Annotated in this window: 23 protein-coding genes; 10 read left to right on the top strand and 13 right to left on the bottom strand. The window is 61.6% G+C overall.

All coding sequences use genetic code 11. From position 1 onward, the window contains the following. Positions 1 to 60: 60 nt before the first annotated feature. The 8 genes from murB to E4O98_RS11130 form a co-directional block, all read right to left on the bottom strand. Positions 61 to 1,080, bottom strand: a complete 1,020-nt coding sequence (murB, locus tag E4O98_RS11165; protein ID WP_248134989.1) for a UDP-N-acetylmuramate dehydrogenase — start codon at positions 1,078 to 1,080, stop codon at positions 61 to 63. Further along, positions 1,077 to 1,541, bottom strand: coding sequence for a low molecular weight protein-tyrosine-phosphatase (locus tag E4O98_RS11160; RefSeq protein ID WP_078821648.1), 465 nt, complete (start codon positions 1,539 to 1,541; stop codon positions 1,077 to 1,079). The genes murB and E4O98_RS11160 overlap by 4 nt, the downstream gene beginning before the upstream one ends. After that, positions 1,541 to 2,305: a 3-deoxy-manno-octulosonate cytidylyltransferase gene (gene kdsB, locus E4O98_RS11155; RefSeq protein WP_032880648.1), complete on the bottom strand. Its 765-nt coding sequence runs from the start codon at positions 2,303 to 2,305 to the stop codon at positions 1,541 to 1,543. Before kdsB ends, E4O98_RS11160 begins: the two co-directional genes overlap by 1 nt. Next, positions 2,302 to 2,487, bottom strand: coding sequence for a Trm112 family protein (locus E4O98_RS11150; RefSeq protein WP_003174668.1), 186 nt, complete (start codon positions 2,485 to 2,487; stop codon positions 2,302 to 2,304). The genes kdsB and E4O98_RS11150 overlap by 4 nt, the downstream gene beginning before the upstream one ends. A gap of 22 nt (positions 2,488 to 2,509) precedes the next feature. Next, positions 2,510 to 3,520 (bottom strand): tetraacyldisaccharide 4'-kinase, encoded by a 1,011-nt coding sequence (gene lpxK, locus E4O98_RS11145; RefSeq protein ID WP_032880646.1) that lies wholly within the window; start codon positions 3,518 to 3,520, stop codon positions 2,510 to 2,512. Then, on the bottom strand, positions 3,520 to 3,948 hold the full coding sequence (locus E4O98_RS11140; RefSeq protein WP_032880645.1) for a biopolymer transporter ExbD: 429 nt from the start codon (positions 3,946 to 3,948) through the stop codon (positions 3,520 to 3,522). The genes lpxK and E4O98_RS11140 overlap by 1 nt, the downstream gene beginning before the upstream one ends. Continuing rightward, positions 3,945 to 4,580, bottom strand: coding sequence for a MotA/TolQ/ExbB proton channel family protein (locus tag E4O98_RS11135; RefSeq protein WP_005789055.1), 636 nt, complete (start codon positions 4,578 to 4,580; stop codon positions 3,945 to 3,947). The genes E4O98_RS11140 and E4O98_RS11135 overlap by 4 nt, the downstream gene beginning before the upstream one ends. 109 nt (positions 4,581 to 4,689) lie before the next feature. Then, positions 4,690 to 6,915, bottom strand: coding sequence for a DNA internalization-related competence protein ComEC/Rec2 (locus E4O98_RS11130; protein WP_148853501.1), 2,226 nt, complete (start codon positions 6,913 to 6,915; stop codon positions 4,690 to 4,692). Positions 6,916 to 7,050: 135 nt separating this feature from the next. On the opposite strand from E4O98_RS11130, the gene E4O98_RS11125 reads away from it, so the two are divergent. Further along, positions 7,051 to 7,566 carry a DUF2062 domain-containing protein gene (locus E4O98_RS11125; protein WP_005789057.1) on the top strand — a complete coding sequence of 172 codons (516 nt, stop codon included), beginning with the start codon at positions 7,051 to 7,053 and terminating at the stop codon, positions 7,564 to 7,566. A gap of 3 nt (positions 7,567 to 7,569) precedes the next feature. Here E4O98_RS11125 and E4O98_RS11120 read toward each other — a convergent pair whose 3' ends face one another. Beyond that, a complete protein-coding gene (locus E4O98_RS11120; RefSeq protein WP_248135025.1) occupies positions 7,570 to 8,928 on the bottom strand; it encodes a sensor histidine kinase in 1,359 nt (452 codons plus the stop codon). After that, a complete protein-coding gene (locus E4O98_RS11115; protein ID WP_005789059.1) occupies positions 8,915 to 9,643 on the bottom strand; it encodes a response regulator transcription factor in 729 nt (242 codons plus the stop codon). The genes E4O98_RS11120 and E4O98_RS11115 overlap by 14 nt, the downstream gene beginning before the upstream one ends. Positions 9,644 to 9,848: 205 nt before the next feature. Between E4O98_RS11115 and E4O98_RS11110 the strand changes: the two genes are divergently transcribed. The 4 genes from E4O98_RS11110 to E4O98_RS11095 all read left to right on the top strand — a co-directional run bounded on the left by E4O98_RS11110 (position 9,849) and on the right by E4O98_RS11095 (position 14,602). Then, positions 9,849 to 12,602, top strand: coding sequence for a response regulator (locus tag E4O98_RS11110; protein WP_248134987.1), 2,754 nt, complete (start codon positions 9,849 to 9,851; stop codon positions 12,600 to 12,602). 97 nt (positions 12,603 to 12,699) lie between these two features. After that, positions 12,700 to 13,689, top strand: a complete 990-nt coding sequence (locus E4O98_RS11105) for a 2-hydroxyacid dehydrogenase (protein ID WP_148853502.1) — start codon at positions 12,700 to 12,702, stop codon at positions 13,687 to 13,689. 71 nt (positions 13,690 to 13,760) lie between these two features. After that, the gene (locus E4O98_RS11100) at positions 13,761 to 14,201 is read left to right on the top strand and encodes a hypothetical protein (RefSeq protein ID WP_043046633.1); all 441 of its coding nucleotides are present in this window, start codon (positions 13,761 to 13,763) and stop codon (positions 14,199 to 14,201) included. Next, the gene (locus E4O98_RS11095; protein WP_032880638.1) at positions 14,198 to 14,602 is read left to right on the top strand and encodes an META domain-containing protein; all 405 of its coding nucleotides are present in this window, start codon (positions 14,198 to 14,200) and stop codon (positions 14,600 to 14,602) included. Before E4O98_RS11100 ends, E4O98_RS11095 begins: the two co-directional genes overlap by 4 nt. A 141-nt stretch (positions 14,603 to 14,743) precedes the next feature. Here the strand turns inward: E4O98_RS11095 and E4O98_RS11090 are convergent, their stop codons facing one another. Then, positions 14,744 to 15,205, bottom strand: a complete 462-nt coding sequence (locus tag E4O98_RS11090) for a TlpA disulfide reductase family protein (protein WP_005789064.1) — start codon at positions 15,203 to 15,205, stop codon at positions 14,744 to 14,746. A 115-nt stretch (positions 15,206 to 15,320) separates the two neighbouring features. Between E4O98_RS11090 and arsC the strand changes: the two genes are divergently transcribed. From arsC to E4O98_RS11075, 3 genes are read left to right on the top strand one after another with little or no spacing between them, the layout of a single operon-like run. Then, a complete protein-coding gene (gene arsC, locus E4O98_RS11085; RefSeq protein WP_078821654.1) occupies positions 15,321 to 15,674 on the top strand; it encodes an arsenate reductase (glutaredoxin) in 354 nt (117 codons plus the stop codon). Further along, positions 15,671 to 16,285, top strand: coding sequence for an NAD(P)H:quinone oxidoreductase (wrbA, locus tag E4O98_RS11080; RefSeq protein ID WP_032880636.1), 615 nt, complete (start codon positions 15,671 to 15,673; stop codon positions 16,283 to 16,285). Before arsC ends, wrbA begins: the two co-directional genes overlap by 4 nt. Continuing rightward, on the top strand, positions 16,269 to 16,688 hold the full coding sequence (locus E4O98_RS11075) for a DUF2069 domain-containing protein (protein WP_032880635.1): 420 nt from the start codon (positions 16,269 to 16,271) through the stop codon (positions 16,686 to 16,688). Before wrbA ends, E4O98_RS11075 begins: the two co-directional genes overlap by 17 nt. 95 nt (positions 16,689 to 16,783) lie before the next feature. On the opposite strand, the gene E4O98_RS11070 is transcribed toward E4O98_RS11075, so the two are convergent. Together E4O98_RS11070 and ttcA are read right to left on the bottom strand one after the other, a co-directional pair. Beyond that, a complete protein-coding gene (locus E4O98_RS11070) occupies positions 16,784 to 17,455 on the bottom strand; it encodes a DNA-3-methyladenine glycosylase I (protein ID WP_034120216.1) in 672 nt (223 codons plus the stop codon). A gap of 67 nt (positions 17,456 to 17,522) precedes the next feature. After that, a complete protein-coding gene (gene ttcA, locus E4O98_RS11065; RefSeq protein ID WP_044274647.1) occupies positions 17,523 to 18,347 on the bottom strand; it encodes a tRNA 2-thiocytidine(32) synthetase TtcA in 825 nt (274 codons plus the stop codon). A 349-nt stretch (positions 18,348 to 18,696) separates the two neighbouring features. Here ttcA and E4O98_RS11060 point away from each other — a divergent pair, with 349 nt between their 5' ends. Continuing rightward, positions 18,697 to 19,299, top strand: a complete 603-nt coding sequence (locus E4O98_RS11060; RefSeq protein ID WP_005789070.1) for a Yip1 family protein — start codon at positions 18,697 to 18,699, stop codon at positions 19,297 to 19,299. Between the two features lie 128 nt (positions 19,300 to 19,427). Further along, the gene (locus E4O98_RS11055; RefSeq protein ID WP_003192067.1) at positions 19,428 to 19,922 is read left to right on the top strand and encodes a SprT family zinc-dependent metalloprotease; all 495 of its coding nucleotides are present in this window, start codon (positions 19,428 to 19,430) and stop codon (positions 19,920 to 19,922) included. Positions 19,923 to 19,979: the final 57 nt, after the last annotated feature.

Genomic DNA, 19,979 nt, shown 5'->3' with positions numbered 1-19,979 from the left:
GCAATAAAAAATGCCCCGTATCGCAAGATACGGGGCATTTTCATTTCCAGGCCTGAAAGATCAGTACTGGTTGGGTTCCATCTCCAGCTCAACCTTGAAACGCTTGAAGATATCCTGCTGGATACGTAGCGCCAGGTTGGCAATCTCGCGCCCTGTGGCTGCGCCGTAGTTGACCAGCACCAGCGCCTGCATCTTGTGTACCCCCGCATCGCCGTCTCGAAAGCCCTTCCACCCTGCCTTGTCGATCAGCCAGCCGGCGGCGAGTTTGATTTGCCCGTCGGCCTGAGGGTATGCGACCAAGTCCGGGTATTGGCTTTGCAGTTCGGCAGCGAGGGCCTGGGACACCAGTGGGTTCTTGAAGAAGCTGCCGGCATTGCCCAACTCTGCCGGGTCCGGCAGTTTCTCGCGGCGAATGCTGCAAATCGCCCGGCTCACATCGCTTGGTGTAGCGTGGGTGATGCCCTGCGCGGTCAGGCGCTGTTGCACCGGGCCGTAGTCGAGTTTCAGGTGAGTGGTGCGGCTGAGGGCAAAGCGTACCCGCAGGATCAACCACCGCCCGACTTCATGCTTGAACAGGCTGTCACGGTAAGCAAAGTTGCATTCGTCCAGGCTGAAATCCCGCAGTTCGCCTGTCTGGCGATCCAGGGCGGTGAGGCCGGCGAAGACATCCTTGATCTCCACGCCATAGGCCCCGATGTTCTGCATGGGTGCGGCCCCGACTGTGCCGGGGATCAGGCTAAGGTTTTCCAGACCGCAGAAGCCGTGCTCAAGGGTCCACAAAACGAACGGGTGCCAGGCTTCGCCCGCTTCGGCTTCGACCACCACGTTCACGCCATCGTCGTGCAGCACGCGAATGCCTTCTGTTGCCATGCGCAACACCAACGCCGGGACATCCTGGGTCAACAGCAAATTGCTGCCGCCACCGATCACCAGCAACGGCACCGCGTGTGCAGCGGCATAGGCGATGGCCTCGCGAACCTCGGCATCGCTGTGGGCCTCGGCGAATAATTGAGCGCGCACATCAATGCCGAAGCTGTTGAATGGCTTGAGCGATACCTGCGCAAGCACTTGCAAGGTCATAACCGCCCCTTCAATTCGATCACCAATAAATCACAGGCGCGCTCGATCAGGTCCAGGACCCGCTCGAAACCTTGTTCACCTTCGTAGTAAGGGTCTGGCACTTCGTCCACTTCGCCGTCAAAGCGGCGCAGGAACAAGTCCAGTTCCGCCTTGCCCTGACCCGGCTGCATGGCCTTGAGGTTGCGCAGGTTGCTGTGGTCCATGGCCAGGATCAGGTCATAGCGCGCAAAGTCGGCGCGGCTAACCTGCTGGGCACGCTGGGATGACAGATCGTAACCACGCCCCAGTGCCGCACGCTGGCTGCGCTGGTCCGGCGGGTTGCCGATATGCCATTCACCGGTGCCGGCAGACGCCACCTCGATCTGGCCGGCCAAGCCCGCCTCGCGCAATTTATGGCGCAGGACGCCTTCAGCGGTTGGCGAGCGGCAGATATTGCCCAGGCATACAAACAGAACTTCCATCAGGCGCCCAGCAGGCGACGGACGCGTTCGAGATCTTCCTGAGTGTCGACACCCGCCGGCGGCGCTTCCAACGCATCGCCCACATGGATGCGCACGCCGTGCCACAGGGCACGCAGTTGTTCGAGGGATTCGGTGTTTTCCAGCCAGCACGGGCCCCAGCTGACAAAATCATGCAGGAAACCCGCGCGGTAGGCGTAGATGCCGATATGGCGGCGATACGGCACGCCTTCCGGCAACACGTCGCGACTCCTGGCAAAGGCATCCCGCGCCCACGGCAAGGTAGAGCGACTGAAGGTCAGTGCCAGGCCGTTGATGTCGCTGACCACTTTCACCACGTTCGGGTTGAACAGCGTCTCGATGTCTTCGATCGGTTCGGCCAGGGTCGCCATACGCGCCTCGCCATGGGCCGCGAGGTTGGCGGCGACCTGGTCGATGACACCCGGCGGTATCAATGGCTCGTCACCTTGCACGTTGACCACGATGGCGTCGGGCGCCAGGCCAAGCTTGGTCGCCACCTCGGCCAGACGATCAGTGCCGGAGTTATGGTCTTCGCGGGTCAGGACGGCTTCGGCACCGAACCCTTTGCACGCCTCGATGATACGCGGGTCATCGGTGGCCACCACTACCCGCTCGGCGCTGCTCTTGCACGCTTGTTCCCACACCAGCTGGATCATCGGCTTGGTGCCGATCATTTGCAGCGGTTTGCCCGGCAGGCGCGTCGAGGCATAGCGCGAGGGAATGACGACGGTAAAGGCGGTGGTCATTTATCCAGGCGCTCATCGGTGGTCAGGGTACGGGCTTCGCTTTCAAGCATCACCGGGATGCCATCACGTATCGGGTAAGCCAGGCCGGCACCTTTGCTGATCAGCTCGGTTTTGTCGGCGCTGAGCTTGAGCGGGCCTTTGCAGATCGGGCAAGCGAGGATGTCGAGCAGTTTGGTGTCCATGAGTGATTCCTGGAAAGAAGCGTTAAGGCAATAGACGGTTGGGCAGCAGACGCATCAGCTGCGTGTCGAACCAGGCGACAAACGCCGGCGACGGCACCGCATCCACCGCAAGGTACCACCAGTCGGGCTGGGCAAAGGCGCGGCACTTCACCGCGTCCTTTTCGGTCATGACCAGCGGCAATGACGGGGTAAAATTCAAGACCTCGGCGCTGTAGGGCGCGTGATCGGCAAAAGCATGGGGCAGCGGCTGCCAGTGTAGCGTTTCAAGGGTATTGAAGAAACGTTGCGGATTGCCGATACCGGCGACCGCATGCACCTGTTGGCCCGGCGCAAAGTGCGTGACGGGCTGGCGCTCGCCGCTGTGCAGGTTGACCAGCGCGGTGGGCTGCAGCCGGAAGGCAAAACCATCCTTACGGTCCGAACCTGCACCGTTATAGAGCAACGCATCTACACTTTGCAGGCGCTCCACCGGCTCGCGCAACGGCCCGGCCGGCAGGCAGCGACGATTGCCGAGGCCACGGGCAGCGTCGATCAGCACCAGTTCGAGATCGCGGGCCAGGCGGTAATGCTGCAGGCCGTCGTCGGAAAGGATCAAGTCCAGGGGTTCACTGGCCAAGAGGGCCTTTACCGCGCGGCTGCGGTCGGGGTCGATCATCAGCGCTACGCCGCTGCGCTGCACGATCAGCAAGGGCTCGTCGCCGGCCACCTCGGCACTGTGGCTGGCCTCGACCCGCCACGGCAACTGCGGCGGCTTGGCACCGTAGCCACGGCTGACCACGCCCACGCGCAAACCGCTACGACGGCAATGCTCGATCAACCACAGGATCAGCGGCGTCTTGCCGGTGCCTCCCACGGTGATATTGCCGACCACCACCACCGGCACCGGCGATTGATAAATCTCGCCCTCACCTGCCACGAAGCGCGCACGCTTGCGTTGCACCACCCGGCGATACAGTGACTCCAGCGGCCGCAACAGCACCAGTGCCGGATGGCCCTCATACCAGGCCTTGAGCAAACGATCGGACATGGCCATCAGGGCGGGCTCGCCGCCTCGACGGTGGTCATGCGCAAATGGCTGAAGCCGAGCTTGCCGGCCGCGTCCATGGCGGTGATCACCGCTTGGTGCTGGGTCTTGCCATCAGCACTGATCGACAGCGGTAGCTGGGTGTCGCCACCGGACTCTTTCTGCAAGGCCTCCATCAGGCTGGCGAGGTCGTTTTTCTGCAGCAATTGGTTATTCACTGAAAATACGCCGTCTGCGCTGATGGCGATATCCAGTTGCTTGACCTGCTGGTCTTCGGCAGGTGAACCGCTCACCGCCTCCGGCAAGTCGACACGCAGCTGGGTTTCCCGGGTGAAGGTGGTGGTCACGACAAAGAACAGCAGCAGGATGAACACCACGTCGATCAATGACGCGAGGTTGATATCGACATTTTCCCGTTGCTTGCGGCGAAATTTCACGCTTTGCCCTCGACCAGGTCTACGTCACGATCGCCCTGCACCACTTCCACCAGCTTGATGGCCTCCTGTTCCATGCCAACCACCAGTTCGTCGATGCGACGCTGCAGGAAGCGGTGGAAGAACACCGAAGGAATCCCCACCATCAGGCCGGCGGCGGTGGTGATCAATGCCTTGGAAATCCCCCCGGCCAATACTGCCGCGTTGGTGGTCATGCCCGAACCCATGAACGAGCTGAAGATATCGATCATGCCCAGCACCGTGCCAAGCAAACCGAGCAGCGGTGCCATGGCGGCAATGGTGCCGAGGGCATTGATGTAGCGCTCCAGTTCATGGATAACCCGGGCAGCCGCTTCTTCGATGCACTCTTTCATGATCTCGCGACCATGCTTGGAGTTGGCCAGGCCGGCAGCGAGGATTTCACCCAGCGGCGAATTGGCGCGCAGCTCCTTGAGTTTTTGCTTGTCGAGCTGTTTGTTCTTGATCCAGCCCCAGACCTGCCCCAGCAGGTGTTCAGGGGTTACGCGACTGGCGCGCAGGGTCCACAGGCGTTCGGCGACGATGCCGAGTGCGGCGATGGAGCTCAGAATGATCGGCAACATCATCCAGCCGCCGGATTTGACCAATTCCCACACAGTGAATGTCCCCTCGAAAAAGTGCGCCACTTTACCATATAGGTTCGGCAGCGGGGTTCGTCGGCAACAGGCCCGCCTGTCGCGCCCCTGAGTCTTTGGTAACGCTGGGTTACGGTAACGGTTCGCGCCAGAAACGACGTTGACTGCGCGCAACCGTCGGTGGCGTGAATGCCCCCAGGCGCAGCCGTACAGCGCCTTGCTCGGCACTGTCGTATACCCGGCTACCCAGCGCCTGATAGCGCTCCAGCACCTGCGGATGCGGATGACCGAACGCGTTGCCGCGCCCCCGGGAAATCAGCACCGCGGTTGGCGCCAGCCGCTGCAGGAAAGCCCAGGACGAAGAACTGCGGCTGCCATGGTGCGGGGCTTGCAGCCAGTCGGTCGGAACCGCCAGCGGCGAGGCCAGAAATGCTTGCTCGGCGGCGCGATCGATATCACCGGTGAGCAGCAAGCGTTCACCGTTGGCCTGGACCTGCAATACACAGGATTTCGGATTGCCCTCGATAGCACCAGGCCATTGCCACAGTTCGAATGCCACGCCGTCCCACTCCCAATGTTCACCGCTCCTGCAGGGTTGCGTAGCAAGAAACGCTGGCAGCCCTTCGGTTTCACCGCCTACTACACGCTTTATGGGCAGGCCACGGGCCACCGCCGTCGCACCTCCGGCATGATCGGCATCGGCATGACTGAGCAGCATCATGTCCAACTGCCCTACCCCGAGCTTCTGCAACGACGGCAAGACCACGCGCGCGCCCAGATCGACAGGCCCCGAGCGCGGCCCGGCATCGTAGAGCAAGGTGTGATCGCGGGTCCGCAGAATCAGTGCCTGGCCCTGGCCAACATCCAACTGCAACACCTCCACCTGGCCATGGGGCACCCCATCCCTGGGTGGAAACACTGCCACCAACAGCATGGGCCAACCCAATACTCGAAACGGCAGCCCCTTGGGCAACAACACAATCACTGCGCCCGCCAGGCTCACCAGCCAATACCTCAAAGGCACCTCAGCCGGTACCCAGGCCGGCAGTTGTGCAGCCAGCAGCGCCAGGCCCTTGAACAAACCGTCCAGTGCGCCACCGGCCAGCCACAACATGCCCTCGCCGACCAACGGCACCCACAGCAGCGCCGTGCCCAGCAGCGCCAAAGGCAGTACCACCAGGCTGATCCAGGGCACGGCGACCAGATTGGCCACGGGGGCACTGAGGCTGATGGGCAACCCCAACACCAGCAGGACCGGAAACAAGCCAATTGCGATCAACCACTGTGGACGGGTCCAGATTTGCCAGACGCTCCACGGCCCCAGGCGCCCGCTGAATGCCCACACCAACACCGCGACCGCCGCAAACGACAACCAGAACCCCGGCTGTAGACTGGCCAAGGGCTCGATGAGCAACACGCCATTCAACGCCAGCAACAACGGCCACCACACCCCCAAATGGCGAAAACGCAAACGCCACAACAGCACCAGACCCACCATCACACAAGCCCGCTGCACCGGCACGCCGGACCCTGCCAGCAGGCCATAGCCCAACGCCCCGGCAAACGCCAAGCCGCACGCCCATGGCAGCCATGGCCAGCCTCGCGGCCAGCAACCATAGCGCGCCAACATAGAGATCAAGCCGTAGATCAACCCCGCCAACAAACCAATGTGCTGTCCGGAAATCACCAGCAGATGCACCGTGCCGGTGTTCTGCAACACCTGCCAATCCTCAGGTGCAAGCCCGGAACCGTCGCCCAGCACCAACGCCGCCAGGCCCGCCTCGCGGCCGTGCGCTTCCACGGCCATCAGGCGCTGGCGAACGGCATCGCGCCAGGCATTGCGCGCCGGCGCCAGGCGCTCACCATCCTTCACCGTCGCGCTGGCGCCGATACGCTGGGCCAGCAGCCAGGCTTCGTGGTCAAAGCCATGAAAATTGAGCAGGCCGGCGGGCCGCTTGAGCGTCAGTGCCAGGCGCCAGTACTCGCCGCTGTTTACGGTCGGCCCGCCGTGCCAGGACACCCGAATACGTTTGGGCAGCCGTGCATTGCGCGCCCGACTGTCGGCCAACTCGAATCGCACGCCCGTGCCGGTCTGCTGCGGCAAGCCGATGACACGCCCTTGTACCCAGCGCGTCTGCCCGTCCAGCGCCGGTTGCAATCGATCATCCAGCGCCCACTGTGCGCTGATGCAGGCCCAACTCAGGCCGACCAGAAAAAACGCCACAGGATAGGTACGAAAAGGCAGCAGCATCAAGGCCAGTATCAGCATAGCCAGCAACCCGGCGCCAGACGGCAATGCGGGTAACCAGCGCAATACCAGCAACCCCAGCGCCAGCGCGAACATCCCTGTTTTCATGAATCATCCTTTTCCAGTGATCCATTCAGTCTTAGCCGGCTGACCGAGAGCGCCTATGATGTTTTGTCACAAAGTCTGAATTTTCTGTTTATAGAATCCGGGCATACTTGCCCTTCAAATTGACCTGGACCCCTTATGCCCCGGCGCTTATTCAAACGGTACATGCCCGATCCCAGCAGCATCAGGGAACACAAGTCATTACAGTTTCTTGGCACCCTGCTGCATGATCCGAACCTCTGGCACCTGAACCGGCATTCGGTGGCTCGCGCCATGGCGGTGGGTTTATTTGCGGCGTTTATACCGATTCCGTTGCAGATGCTGCTTGCGGCGATCCTGGCGATCACCGTGCGCGGCAATATGCCGATAGCGGTCAGCCTGGTGTGGCTGACCAATCCGGTCACCATGCCGGTGGTATTCGTCTGTACCTACCTGACCGGCGCCTGGCTGATGAATGTGCCGCCACGCAGCCTGCCCGACGACCTGACATGGGAATGGATCAGCGGCCAGTTGAGCACGCTCTGGCAACCGTTTCTGCTGGGTTCGGTGGTACTGGGGCTGGTGCTGGGGGCGCTGGCTTATTGCTTGACCATGGCCTACTGGCGCTGGTGGGTCGCGCATCAGTGGAAGAAACGCAAGCTGCGTCGCCGTTGACGGTTAACGGGCCGGCAAGCGTATATGTACGCGCAAACCCGGCCCGCAGTTCTGCGCCCATAAGCGCCCGCCCTGACGCTGCACGGCGTTGCGGGCAATGCTCAAGCCCAGGCCGAACCCGCCGTCGCCGGGCCGCGAGCCGTCCAACCGGGTAAAGGGCGCGAAGATAGTTTCCAAATCCTGCTCATCAATACCGCCGCCCTGGTCCTGCAGCCAGATATGCCAATAGTCTCCTTCGCGGCAGCCGTCGAGTAGCACGGTGCCCTCGGCTGGCGAGTGGCGTATGGCGTTGCGCAGGATATTTTCCAGGGCCTGGGCCAGTGCATTCAGGTTGCCGCGCACCCAACTGTCGGCCGGCAACAGACATGGCAGGCGCGATGCTGGCCAGTGGCTTTCGAAACAGGCGTTTTCCCGCAACATGTCCCACAGCGCCTGGAGCTGAATGTCTTCCTGGGGCAGCGGCGCTGTTTCACTGTCGAGCCAGGCCAGTTGCAGGCTGTCTTCCACCAGGCGCTGCATGGCGTCGATTTCCCGCCCCAGGCGCTCACGCAGCCTGGCCGGGTCTTGCTCGCTGTCGCAGGCCACCCGCAGGCGACTCAAAGGCGTGCGCAATTCATGGGACATGTCGCGCAGCAACTGCTGTTGCAAGCGCACCGTGCCCTGCAAGCGTTCAGACATATGGTCAAAGGCGCGCCCCAGCTCCCCGAGCTCATCCTGTCGACTGGTCGCATCCCGGGACATACGCGTATTCAACTGATCTGCACGCCAGGCATTGGCCTGCTCGCGCAATTGATTGAGGGGCATGATCAGCAGCCGATAGAGGCCGATGCACAGCAACAAGGTAAACAGCCCCGGGATGACGCCATTGGTCATCACCCGCCAGAACAGTTGATAACGCCCCGGCATAAAGCGCTGCGGCAACTCGATCACCAGCGACCCCATCCCAGGATCAACCGGAAACGGTACCTTCATCCACGGCAAACCGATGACATGTCGGCTGACCGGCCAATCCAACCCGCGTAAGAAGGTCAGGCGCTGGCTTTCCTTGTCGCTAAGCGGCGTGCTGCCCAGGGATTGCAAATCGTTGCCGATCACACCCACCCAGGTGGTTTCACGCTTGGCCATCAGTTGCAACCAGGCATCCACGCCGGCGCGGCCTTGTGTACTCCACGCCAGTTCGGCACCTGCGGCGTAACCGCTGAGGATCTCCCGCGACTTGTCGGACAGGTAAGCACTCTGCTGCTCCATGTAGCGGCCCCACGACCAACTAAGCCAGATCATCAGCAAACAGAAGGCGATCAACAGGCAGGCCAGCTTCCAGAACAACGAGTGTTTGCCAGGCAGCCGCTCAAAGCCCTTCATCATGACCGCTCAGCACATAGCCTTTGCCCCACACTGTGCGTACTTCTCGCTCGGCGTAGCCGATGGCCTTGAGTTTGCGGCGAATCTGACTGACGTGCATGTCGAGGCTGCGGTCATGGGGTGCATAACCGCGCTGCAGCACGTGTTGATACAGGAAGGCTTTGCTGAGCACTTCTTCAACATTGCGCTGCAGGGTTTCCAGCAGCCGGTATTCGCTGCGCGTCAACCCGGCCCAGTGTTGCTGGCAGGCCACATCACAGCGCTCATCGTCAAACTGCAACACCCGGGCATCCTCACGCATCACCGGGCGCGGCGGCTCGGGTCGGCGATCCAGGGCCACGCGGCGCAGGATGGCTTCAATGCGCACACGCAGCTCTACCATGCTGAACGGTTTGGGCAGGTAGTCGTCCGCCCCCAGGCGAAAACCGCTGATGCGATCGGCTTCAGCGCCCAGGGCCGACATCAGGATCACCGGCATGGCATGGCTCTTGCGCAAATGGGTGAGGATCGACAAGCCGTCGAGCCCCGGCAGCAGGATGTCCATCAACACCAGGTCGAACGCCTGCTCGCAAGCCATTTGCAGGCCCTGTTGGCCGTTGCGGCACCACGTCACCTGAAAACCACTGCGGCCAAGTTGCTCATGCACGTAGGCACCCAGCACAGGGTCATCTTCGATGGTCAGGATTGTGGGTAGGCCAACTGCTGCGGGAGTCATTAGCGTCTGCAAGTCATTCTCAATCACTGATTATTCAAGATTAAACGTTCACAGGCAATCGCCACCCGGCGCCGAATGGCCCGAAGATTGCCGCATGTCATTAATTTGCAAGATTCCAGGCCGTGCAAATGGCTACACTGCGCAGGTGGCGCGGGCCGGATGCCTGTGTGGATAATGGATAACAACGTGGTAGCAGGAGAGTGGCGTGCTTAGAAGAATGGGGATAAAAGGCCGCGTACTGTTGCTGACCTTATTACCGACCAGCCTGATGGCTCTGTTGTTGGGAGGCTATTTCACCTGGATGCAACTTTCGGAGTTGCAGAGCCAGTTGCTGCAGCGCGGCGAAATGATTGCCGAGCAATTGGCGCCATTGGTAGCGCCGGCCCTGGGCCACAAGAACGCCGAGCTGCTGGAGCGCATCGCCACCCAGTCCCTGGAGCAACCGGACGTGCGCGCAGTGTCGTTCCTGGCGCCAGACCGTTCGTCCCTGGCCCACGCCGGCCCGACCATGCTCAACCCACCACCCACCGGCAACAGTTCGCGCCTGTTGCAGCGCACCGGCAACGATGCCACCCGCTATCTGCTGCCGGTATTCGGCCGTCATCGCAACCTCGCCGGCGACGTGATCCCGGATGAGGCAGACCGCCTGCTGGGCTGGGTCGAAGTGGAGCTGTCCCACAATGGCATGTTGCTGCGCGGCTACCGCAGCCTGTTCGCCAGCCTGTTGTTGATCGCCATCGGCCTGATGTTCACCGCAGCGCTCGCCCTGCGGATCAGCCGCACCATCAATTCGCCGATTGGCCAGATCAAGCAAGCCGTGGCCCAGCTCAAGGACGGCAACCTGGAAACACGCCTGCCGCCCCTGGGCAGCCAGGAACTGGACCAGCTCGCATCGGGCATCAACCGCATGGCCGAAACCCTGCGAAACGCCCAGGAAGAACTGCAACACAGCATCGACCAGGCCACCGAGGACGTACGCCAGAACCTGGAGACCATCGAGATCCAGAACATCGAGCTGGACCTGGCGCGCAAGGAGGCCCTAGAGGCCAGTCGCATCAAGTCCGAGTTCCTGGCCAATATGAGCCATGAGATCCGCACGCCGCTCAACGGCATCCTCGGTTTTACTCATCTGCTGCAAAAAAGCGAGCTGTCGCCGCGCCAGCTGGATTACCTGGGCACTATTGAAAAATCCGCCGATAACCTGCTGGGCATCATCAACGAAATCCTCGACTTCTCAAAGATCGAGGCCGGCAAGCTGGTGCTCGACAGCGTGCCCTTCAACCTGCGGGACTTGCTGCAAGACACCCTGACCATCCTCGCCCCCGCCGCCCATGCCAAGCAACTCGAATTGGTGAGCCTGGTGTACCGCGATACGCCGCTGGCGTTGGTGGGCGACCCGCTGCGGCTCAAGCAGATCCTGACCAACCTGATCAGCAACGCGATCAAGTTCACCCGCGAAGGCACCATCGTCGCCCGGGCGATGGTCGAGGACGAACAGGAGGACAGCGTGCAATTGCGCATCAGCGTGCAAGACACCGGCATAGGCCTGTCCAACCAGGATGTGCGCGCGCTGTTCCAGGCGTTCAGCCAGGCCGACAACTCGCTGTCGCGCCAACCTGGCGGCACCGGCCTGGGCCTGGTGATTTCCAAGCGTTTGATCGAGCAGATGGGCGGTGAAATCGGCGTCGACAGCACGCCGGGTGAAGGCTCGGAATTCTGGATCAGCCTGAACCTGCCCAAGACCCGCGACGACGTCGAAGACCTGCCCGCCCCGCCGCTGCTGGGTCGCCGCGTGGCCGTACTGGAAAACCACGAGCTGGCGCGCCAGGCCCTGCAACACCAACTGGAAGACTGCGGCCTGGAAGTCACACCCTTCAATACCCTGGAAAGCCTGACCAACGGCATCACCAGTGCGCACCAGACCGAGCAGGCCATCAGCCTGGCGGTGCTCGGCGTGACGGCCAATGACATTCCGCCCGAGCGTCTCAACCAGCACTTGTGGGACCTTGAACACCTGGGTTGCAAAGTGCTGGTGCTGTGCCCGACCACCGAACAGATGCTGTTCAACCAATCGGTACCCAACCCCAATAGCCAATTGCAGGCCAAGCCGGCCTGTACACGCAAGCTGCGCCGCTCCCTGGCCGACCTGATCAGCCCCCGCCCTTCACGCAGCGAGCCGGGTGAGCCGCTGTCCAGCCGTGCGCCGCGTGTGCTGTGCGTGGACGACAACCCGGCGAACCTGTTGCTGGTACAAACCCTGCTGGAAGACATGGGCGCCAAGGTGCAGGCGGTGGAGAGCGGTTACGCGGCCATTGATGCGGTGAAGCAGGAAACCTTCGATCTGGTATTGATGGATGTACAAATGCCCGGCATGGACGGCCGCCAAAGCACTGAGGCGATCCGCCAGTGGGAAAGCGAGCGGCACGGCACGCCGCTGCCGGTGGTGGCCCTCACGGCACACGCCATGGCCAATGAAAAACGCGCCCTGCTGCAGAGCGGCATGGACGACTACCTGACCAAGCCCATCAGCGAGCGGCAACTGGCCCAGGTGGTGTTGAAGTGGACCGGCCTGGCCCTGCGTAACCAGGGCCCGGAACGCGTCAACGACGGCCCGGCTCAAGGTGTGCAACTGCTGGTGCTCGACCACGAGGAGGGCCTGCGCCTGGCCGCCAACAAGGCCGACCTCGCCGCAGACATGCTCGCCATGCTGCTGGCCTCCCTGGAAGCCGACCGCCTGGCGATTACCGTCGCCCGCGAAGCCAATGACAATCACGCCCTGATCGAACGCGTGCACCGTTTGCACGGCGCCACGCGCTACTGTGGCGTGCCGCAACTGCGCGCGGCGTGCCAACGCGCTGAAACCCTGCTCAAGCAGGACGATGCCAAGGCCATGGCCGCACTGGATGAACTGGACATGGCGATTGCGCGGCTGGCCAGTGAAGCCAGAGTCAGCGCCTGAAGCAATTTTATGGACAACACCAGTCAAAATATGGGAGCAAGCCCCCTCCCACATTTAGTCAGCATCTCCAACGTGTACATTGCAGGGAGCCTTTTTAATGCGCGTCATTCTTTTCAGCAGCCAGACCTACGACCGTGACAGTTTTCTCGGTGAACCGCTCCCCTCGGGCCTGGAACTGCAATTCCAACCCGCCCGCCTCAACCTCGACACCGTAGCCCTGGCCGAACACCATGAGGTGGTCTGCGCCTTTATCAACGATGACCTCAGCGCCCCGGTGCTGGAGCAACTGGCCAAGGGCGGTACACGCCTGATTGCCCTGCGTTCGGCCGGCTACAACCATGTCGACTTGGTCGCCGCCAAACGCCTGGGCCTGAGCATCGTGCGCGTGCCCGCCTATTCACCCCACGCCGTGGCCGAACACGCCGTGGCGCTGATCCTGGCTCTCAACCGCCGTCTGCACCGTGCCTATAACCGTACCCGTGATGGCGACTTCAGCCTGCATGGGCTCACCGGTTTCGATCTGGTCGGCAAAACCGTCGGCGTGGTTGGCACCGGGCAGATCGGCGCGACCTTCGCCAAGATCATGGCCGGCTTCGGCTGCCAATTACTGGCTTATGACCCCTTCCCCAACCCACACGTCCAGGCTCTGGGCGCTCGCTACGTCAGCCTGCCCGACTTGCTGGCCGAGGCGCAGATCATCAGCCTGCACTGCCCGTTGACTGCCGACAGCAAACACCTGATCAACGCCCGTTCCCTGGCGCACATGCAGCCCGGTGCAATGCTGATCAACACCGGCCGCGGTGGCTTGGTCGATACGCCCGCGCTGATCGAAGCTCTCAAGGAGGGCCAATTGGGCTACCTGGGACTGGATGTTTATGAAGAAGAAGCCCAGCTGTTTTTCGAGGACCGCTCGGACCTGCCCCTGCAAGACGACGTACTCGCGCGTCTGCTGACCTTCCCCAACGTGATCATCACTGCGCACCAGGCATTTCTCACTCGTGAAGCCCTGGCGGCGATCGCCGGTACGACGCTGGCCAACATTGTGGCGTGGGCCGATGGTCGGCCACAGAACCTGGTCGAGGGTTGATCAGCGGTCACATACCAGGCTCATGATGGGCCGGCACCCGTGATAGGATGCCGCGCCTATTTGGAGGATCCATGGCCGAACACGATTTCCGCTTCAGCTTGCTGAGCCCGCAACACACCCTGATCGAATGCCGCGCCCTCGTGCCGGGCCGTTACCAGGTCACCGGCAACGGTGGTTCGATCAAGCACGGTGACGTGCTGATCGTCACCCTGCGCGGCAGTAAAACCCTGTCGATGCGCCTGACCGTCGAAGGTGACGCGCGCTACTCCATCCGCCCGGCGGGCCAATGGGTCGCCATGGCCCAGGGGCCGAAGTTCGGCGAACTGGAAATTCACACCTGGAAGGTCAACTGCGACAGCTGCGACACCGTGCTGGAGTTTGAATTTGCGGTGGAAACCAAGCTGACCAAGGAGCCACTGCAGCCGGCTGCCAACGCACGCATCAAAGAACTCGGCTGGGCCAGCGAAGGCGACAAGCACCGCTGCCCGAAATGCCAGCAGGCCGCACAATGAAGGGCCCGCTGCTGCTCGCCGCAATCGGCGCGGCTCTGACGGGTTGTGCTGCCGACGGCCCGAAGCTCGAACGCGACCACAGCTACGTGGTGGAGTGGATCGGTGAGCGCCCGCTGATGGACTACGCGCACCTGACCGTCACCCTTGGCGCTGATGGCCGCGCCTACGGCAACGGCGGCTGCAATCACTGGTTTGCACCGTATACCGTCGAGGGTGACAAGCTCAGCTTCGGACCTATCGGCAGCACCCGCAAAATGTGCGCCGAGGCGTTGATGGAGCAGGAGCACCGCTTCTTCCAGGCCTTGCAAGGCGTGCAGCGCTGGGACATCTCGCCGATCGAACAGACGCGGTTCTGGCCGGCCGAGGGCAAGCCGATTCGTTTGTGGCTTGAAGAGGGCTGATATCCCCAGTCTTTGGATTGATGGGATCTCAATGTGGGAGGGGGCTTGCTCCCGATAGCAGTGTGTCAGTCAATACATCAATTGACTGTTACACCGCTATCGGGAGCAAGCCCCCTCCCACACTTTCTCTGAGGTGTTGCTTTAACCGCGCAGGGCCTTGAGCTTGGCCAGCACCCCTTCTGCAGTCTGCTCACCCATCAACTGCTCACGCACCTTGCCCTTGTCGTCGATGATGTAGGTCACCGGCAACGCCTCGCTGCGTGGAATCTCGAAGATCCCGTCCGGGTTCTGGGCCAGGACCGTGAACTTGATCCCCAGCTTGTCGCTGGCGGCCTTCAGTTCCTCACCCTGCACGTTGTCGAAGTTAACACCGAATACCTCCACACCCTGCCCTTTCAGTTGCTCGGCCAAGGCATTGAGCTCGGGGATTTCCGTGCGGCACGGGCCACACCATTCGGCCCAGTAATTGACCACCAGCCACTGTTTGTCCAGGCGTTCGGCCGCCACTTTCTGGCCATATTGGTCAACGCCGTAATCGTTACCGCAGCCGCTGAGCAGCAGGGTTGTGATGATCGCCAATGCACCGATCAGTCGCCTTGTCATGGGGTATTCCTTCGCAAAAATGAACGTTGGCTGCGACCTATCGCCTCTTACGGTTTAAGGACAGGCGCCAGCGCAGGTAGAATACCCGCCACCTTACGCAAGATGCGACCCGCACATGACCGATCTGACGCTTTATCACAACCCGCGCTGCTCGAAATCCCGCGGTGCGCTCGAACTGCTTGAAGCTCGCGGCCTCAACCCGACCGTGGTGCGCTACCTGGAAACCCCGCTGGACGCCGCGCAAATCCAGGCCCTGCTCAAAAAACTGGGGATCAGCGCGCGCCAACTGCTGCGCACCGGCGAAGAGGAATACAAAACCCTCAACCTGGCCGATGCCAACTTGAGCGAAGCGCAATTGATCGCCGCTATCGCCGGGCACCCCAAGCTGATGGAACGCCCGATCCTGGCAACTGCCGACAAAGCCATCATTGGCCGCCCACCCGAGAACGTATTGGAGATTCTGCCGTGACCACGCCCTATGTGCTGGTGCTGTATTACAGCCGCAACGGCTCGGTAAGCGAAATGGCCCGGCAGATTGCCCGGGGGATCGAGCAAGGCGGCATGGAAGCACGTCTGCGCACCGTGCCGGCGATTTCCACCGAGTGCGAAGCGGTGGCGCCGAGCATTCCCGAGGAAGGCGCGCTGTATGCCAGCCTGGATGATCTGAAGCACTGTTCAGGCCTGGCCCTGGGCAGCCCGACACGCTTTGGCAACATGGCTGCACCGCTCAAGTACTTCCTCGACGGCACCAGCAACCTGTGGCTCACCGGTGCTCTGGTCGGCAAGCCTGCCGGCGTGTTCACCTCTACCGCCAGCCTGCATGGCGGCCAGGAAACCACGCTGATGTCGATGTTGCTGCCGCTGCTGCACCACGGCATGTTGATCACCGGCCTGCCTTACAGCGAACAGGCACTGCTTGATACCCAGGGCGGCGGCACGCCATACGGCGCCAGCCACCATTCCGGGCCTGACGGCAAGCGGATGCTCGATCAACATGAAATCACCCTGTGCCGGGCCCTGGGCCTGCGCCTGGCCAAGACCGCCACGCTGCTGGAGCACGGCCGTGGCCAGGAAGCCTAAAGTCCTGCCGCCCCAGGCGTGGCTGGAACCGCGGGTAAACATTGCACGCGCACTGAGCCTGCTGGCGTTTTTTGCCCTGGTGGGCTTGTTGTGCGTGTACTACCTGTTCATCGCCGACCTGCATGGGGCGCGCCCATGGGTGATCCTGCTGATCGAACTGGTGCCGCTGCTGGTACTGGCGCCAGGGATGATGATCGGCAGTGCGCGCGGGCATTCGTGGATGTGCTTTGTGGTGAATCTGTATTTCATCAAGGGCGCGCTGGCGGCGTACGACCCGAACCGCCAGTGGTTCGGGGTGTTGGAGATGCTGGCGAGCCTGGCGGTGTTTTGCACGGCGCTGTTGTATGTGCGTTGGCGGCATCAGTTGAATCGGCGGTTGGCTGCAGAACCTGTATCGGCCTGAAGTCCGCTATCGCAGGCAAGCCAGCTCCCACATGTTGATAGGCGGCGCGGTCAAAATGTGCGGGCTGGCTTGCTCGCGAAGGCGTCACCTGGGTCTCAATGGTTGACGGTGTACGCCAACATCATCGACAACTGGCACATCGGCCGCCCACTCTCGGCATGCCACTGGTTGAAGGCGCCCTGTACTGTGGCCAAATCCCGCAGGCTGGTCGGCGCCTTGTCGACGATCTTCTGCGCATTCAACGCCGCCACCACGTCATAGCTCGGCACAAACGTATCCTTGCCCACCATGCGCAGGAAACGCGGTGCCGACAGCCCGCCCAGTTGGTGGCCATGCTTGCTCAGGTATTTCCATAGCCCGACGATATCGGTTACCGGCCAATCGGCGACAAACGCACCGAAGCTGCCCTTTTCCTGCTCGATGTCCAGGATCATCTGCGCATTGCGCGGCACACTCTTGAGCTTGCCCAGGTGGCGGATGATGCGGGTGTCCTGCATCAGGCGTTCCAAGTGCTCGGCGCCCATCAGCACGACTTTTTCCGGATCGAAGCCGAAAAACACCTGTTCAAACGCCGGCCATTTCGCGTCGACCACACTGTGCTTCAAGCCCGCACGGAAGACCCGCAGCGCCAGGGTCGACAGGTAACGGTCATCGGTGATCTTGCGCAATTGCGCCGGGGTCTTGGGCACAGGCAGGTGGGCTTCCAGCTCGGCCGCCGAACCGAAGCGGTTCAGACAATATTCGTGCAGCCACTTGTAATCGCGCATGCCCTCTCCTGGCAGTTGAATTGAAAACGGCGCCCGCAAGCGCCGTTTACTAGAGCCTCGATGAGGCTTAGAGGTTCACTACATTGACGAAACGCGAAGCAGCCGTCTCATCGATTTTCAAGCTGGTGAAATCGAACAGGTTGCGATCAGCCAGTTGAGACGGGATCACATTTTGCAGGCTGCGGAAGATGCTCTCGGTACGCCCGGGGGTCTTGCGCTCCCAGTCCAGCAGCATTTCCTTGACCACCTGGCGCTGCAGGTTTTCCTGGGAGCCGCACAGGTTGCAGGGGATGATCGGGAATTGCTTGAAGTCGGAGTACGCTTGGATGTCCTTCTCGTTGCAATACGCCAGCGGGCGGATTACCACATTGCGCCCGTCATCGGCGCGCAGCTTGGGCGGCATGGCCTTGAGCGAGCCATTGAAGAACATATTCAGGAAGAAGGTCTCGACGATGTCATCGCGGTGATGACCCAGGGCCATCTTGGTCGCGCCGATCTCGTCGGCAAAGGTGTAGAGCGTGCCACGGCGCAGGCGCGAGCACAGCGAGCAGGTGGTCTTGCCTTCCGGGATCAGCTCCTTGACCACCGAGTAGGTGTCTTTCTCGACGATGTGGTATTCAACGCCCAATTCCTTGAGGTAGGCCGGCAATACGTGCTCGGGGAAGCCGGGTTGCTTCTGGTCCATGTTCACCGCCACGATCTCAAACTTGATCGGCGCGACCTTTTGCAGGTGCAGCAATACGTCGAGCATGGTGTAGCTGTCTTTGCCACCAGAGAGGCAGACCATGACCTTGTCGCCGTCCTCGATCATGTTGAAATCGGCGACCGCTTCACCGGCCAGGCGACGCAGGCGTTTTTGCAGTTTGTTCTGGTTGACCGTAAGAGTGCCCATGGCGCTTGGATCCGCTGAAGGTGTGTGACGAAAAGCCGGGTATTTTAGCGATGTCGAGTACCTACATTCAATGTGAGAGGGGGCTTGCTCCCGATAGCGGTGCATCAGCCAGCACTTGTAGTGCCTGGCACACCGCTATCGGGAGCAAGCCCCCTCCCACATTTGACAGATCCCACCGCGATTAAGCGCCCTGTTTACAGCGCAATTTGCTCTAAAGGCCCTACAGTTATTCCGGTCATCCCTTCCTATACTGCGACTTGAGGTCGCACACATATCCAGACCTTTCAGGCCATCTGGCCGGTGGGCGCTCCGATGGGGGGCGATGGTAATAACGACAGGAGTGACTGGCATGATCCATCACGTCGTGGGGCTTTTTACCCATCCCGACCAGGAATGGCGGGAAATCCGTGGCGATAAAGAAGAAAGTATCGGCCACATGTACCTCACTCACACCCTGATTCTCGCGGCGATCCCCGCCGTGTCCGCCTTTATCGGCACCACCCAGGTTGGCTGGGTCATCGGCAACCGGGCGCCGGTGATGTTGACCCAGGAAAGCGCACTGTGGATGACGCTCATGTCGTACGCGGCCATGCTTGGCGGCGTGGCGGTGATGGGCGCGTTCATTCACTGGATGGCCCGCACCTACGACGCCAGCCCCAGCATGGCACGCTGCGTGGCCTTCGCCACCTATACCGCAACGCCACTGTTTGTCGGCGGGCTGGCGGCACTCTACCCGCATATGTGGCTGGGCATGGTGGTCGGCACGGCGGCCATTTGCTACACGGTGTACCTGCTCTACGTGGGGCTGCCGACCTTCATGAGTATCGACCCGGACGAAGGCTTCCTGTTTTCCAGTTCGGTATTGGCCGTGGGCCTGGTGGTACTGGTGGCGATCATGGCGTTTACCGTGATTGTGTGGGGCCTGGGCGTAGGGCCCATCTACACCAACTAAGCAACTCAACCCGCAGGCAAGGCCACCGCAAGGTGGCTTTGTGCGTTATGCATGACCATTCGGCGCCTGACAGATTCGGAAACACCCTGCTTTGCGGCATACTGGGCGTCTCTGGAGATTTGTACAGCATGCCCGAGCAACTCAATACCCGCGTCGAAGATTGTTTCCTGCAAGCCGAATCCTTTTTCAAACGAAGCTTCAAACGCCCCCAGGTCAGCCTCAAGCTGCGGGGCCAGAAAGCCGGTGTCGCGCATTTGCACGAGAACCTGCTGCGCTTCAACCCTCAGTTGTACCGTGAAAACAGCCAGCATTTTCTCAAGCAAACCGTGGCCCACGAAGTGGCGCACCTGATTGCCCACCAGTTGTTTGGCGAGCGTATACAGCCCCATGGCGAGGAATGGCAGTTGATCATGCGTGGGGTTTACGAATTGCCGCCGGACCGCTGCCATACCTATGAGGTCAAGCGCCGCCAGGTGACCCGTTATATCTACCGCTGCCCGTGTGCGGACAGTGACTTCCCGTTCTCGCCGCAGCGCCATGGCCTGGTGAACCAGGGGCGGCGGTATTTGTGTCGGCGGTGTCGGCAGACTCTGGTGTTCACCGGGGAAACTCGGGTGGAATGAGGGCCTCTTCGCAGGCAAGCCAGCTCCCACATCTGGATCTGTGAACGCAATCAAAAT

Origin of the sequence: Pseudomonas sp. W2Jun17 (genome assembly GCF_023127795.1) — a bacterium.
In the GTDB taxonomy this organism is placed as follows: domain Bacteria; phylum Pseudomonadota; class Gammaproteobacteria; order Pseudomonadales; family Pseudomonadaceae; genus Aquipseudomonas; species Aquipseudomonas synxantha_A.
Note: the sequence above shows the minus strand (reverse complement) of the source record. Positions and strands in the feature narration are given on the sequence as shown.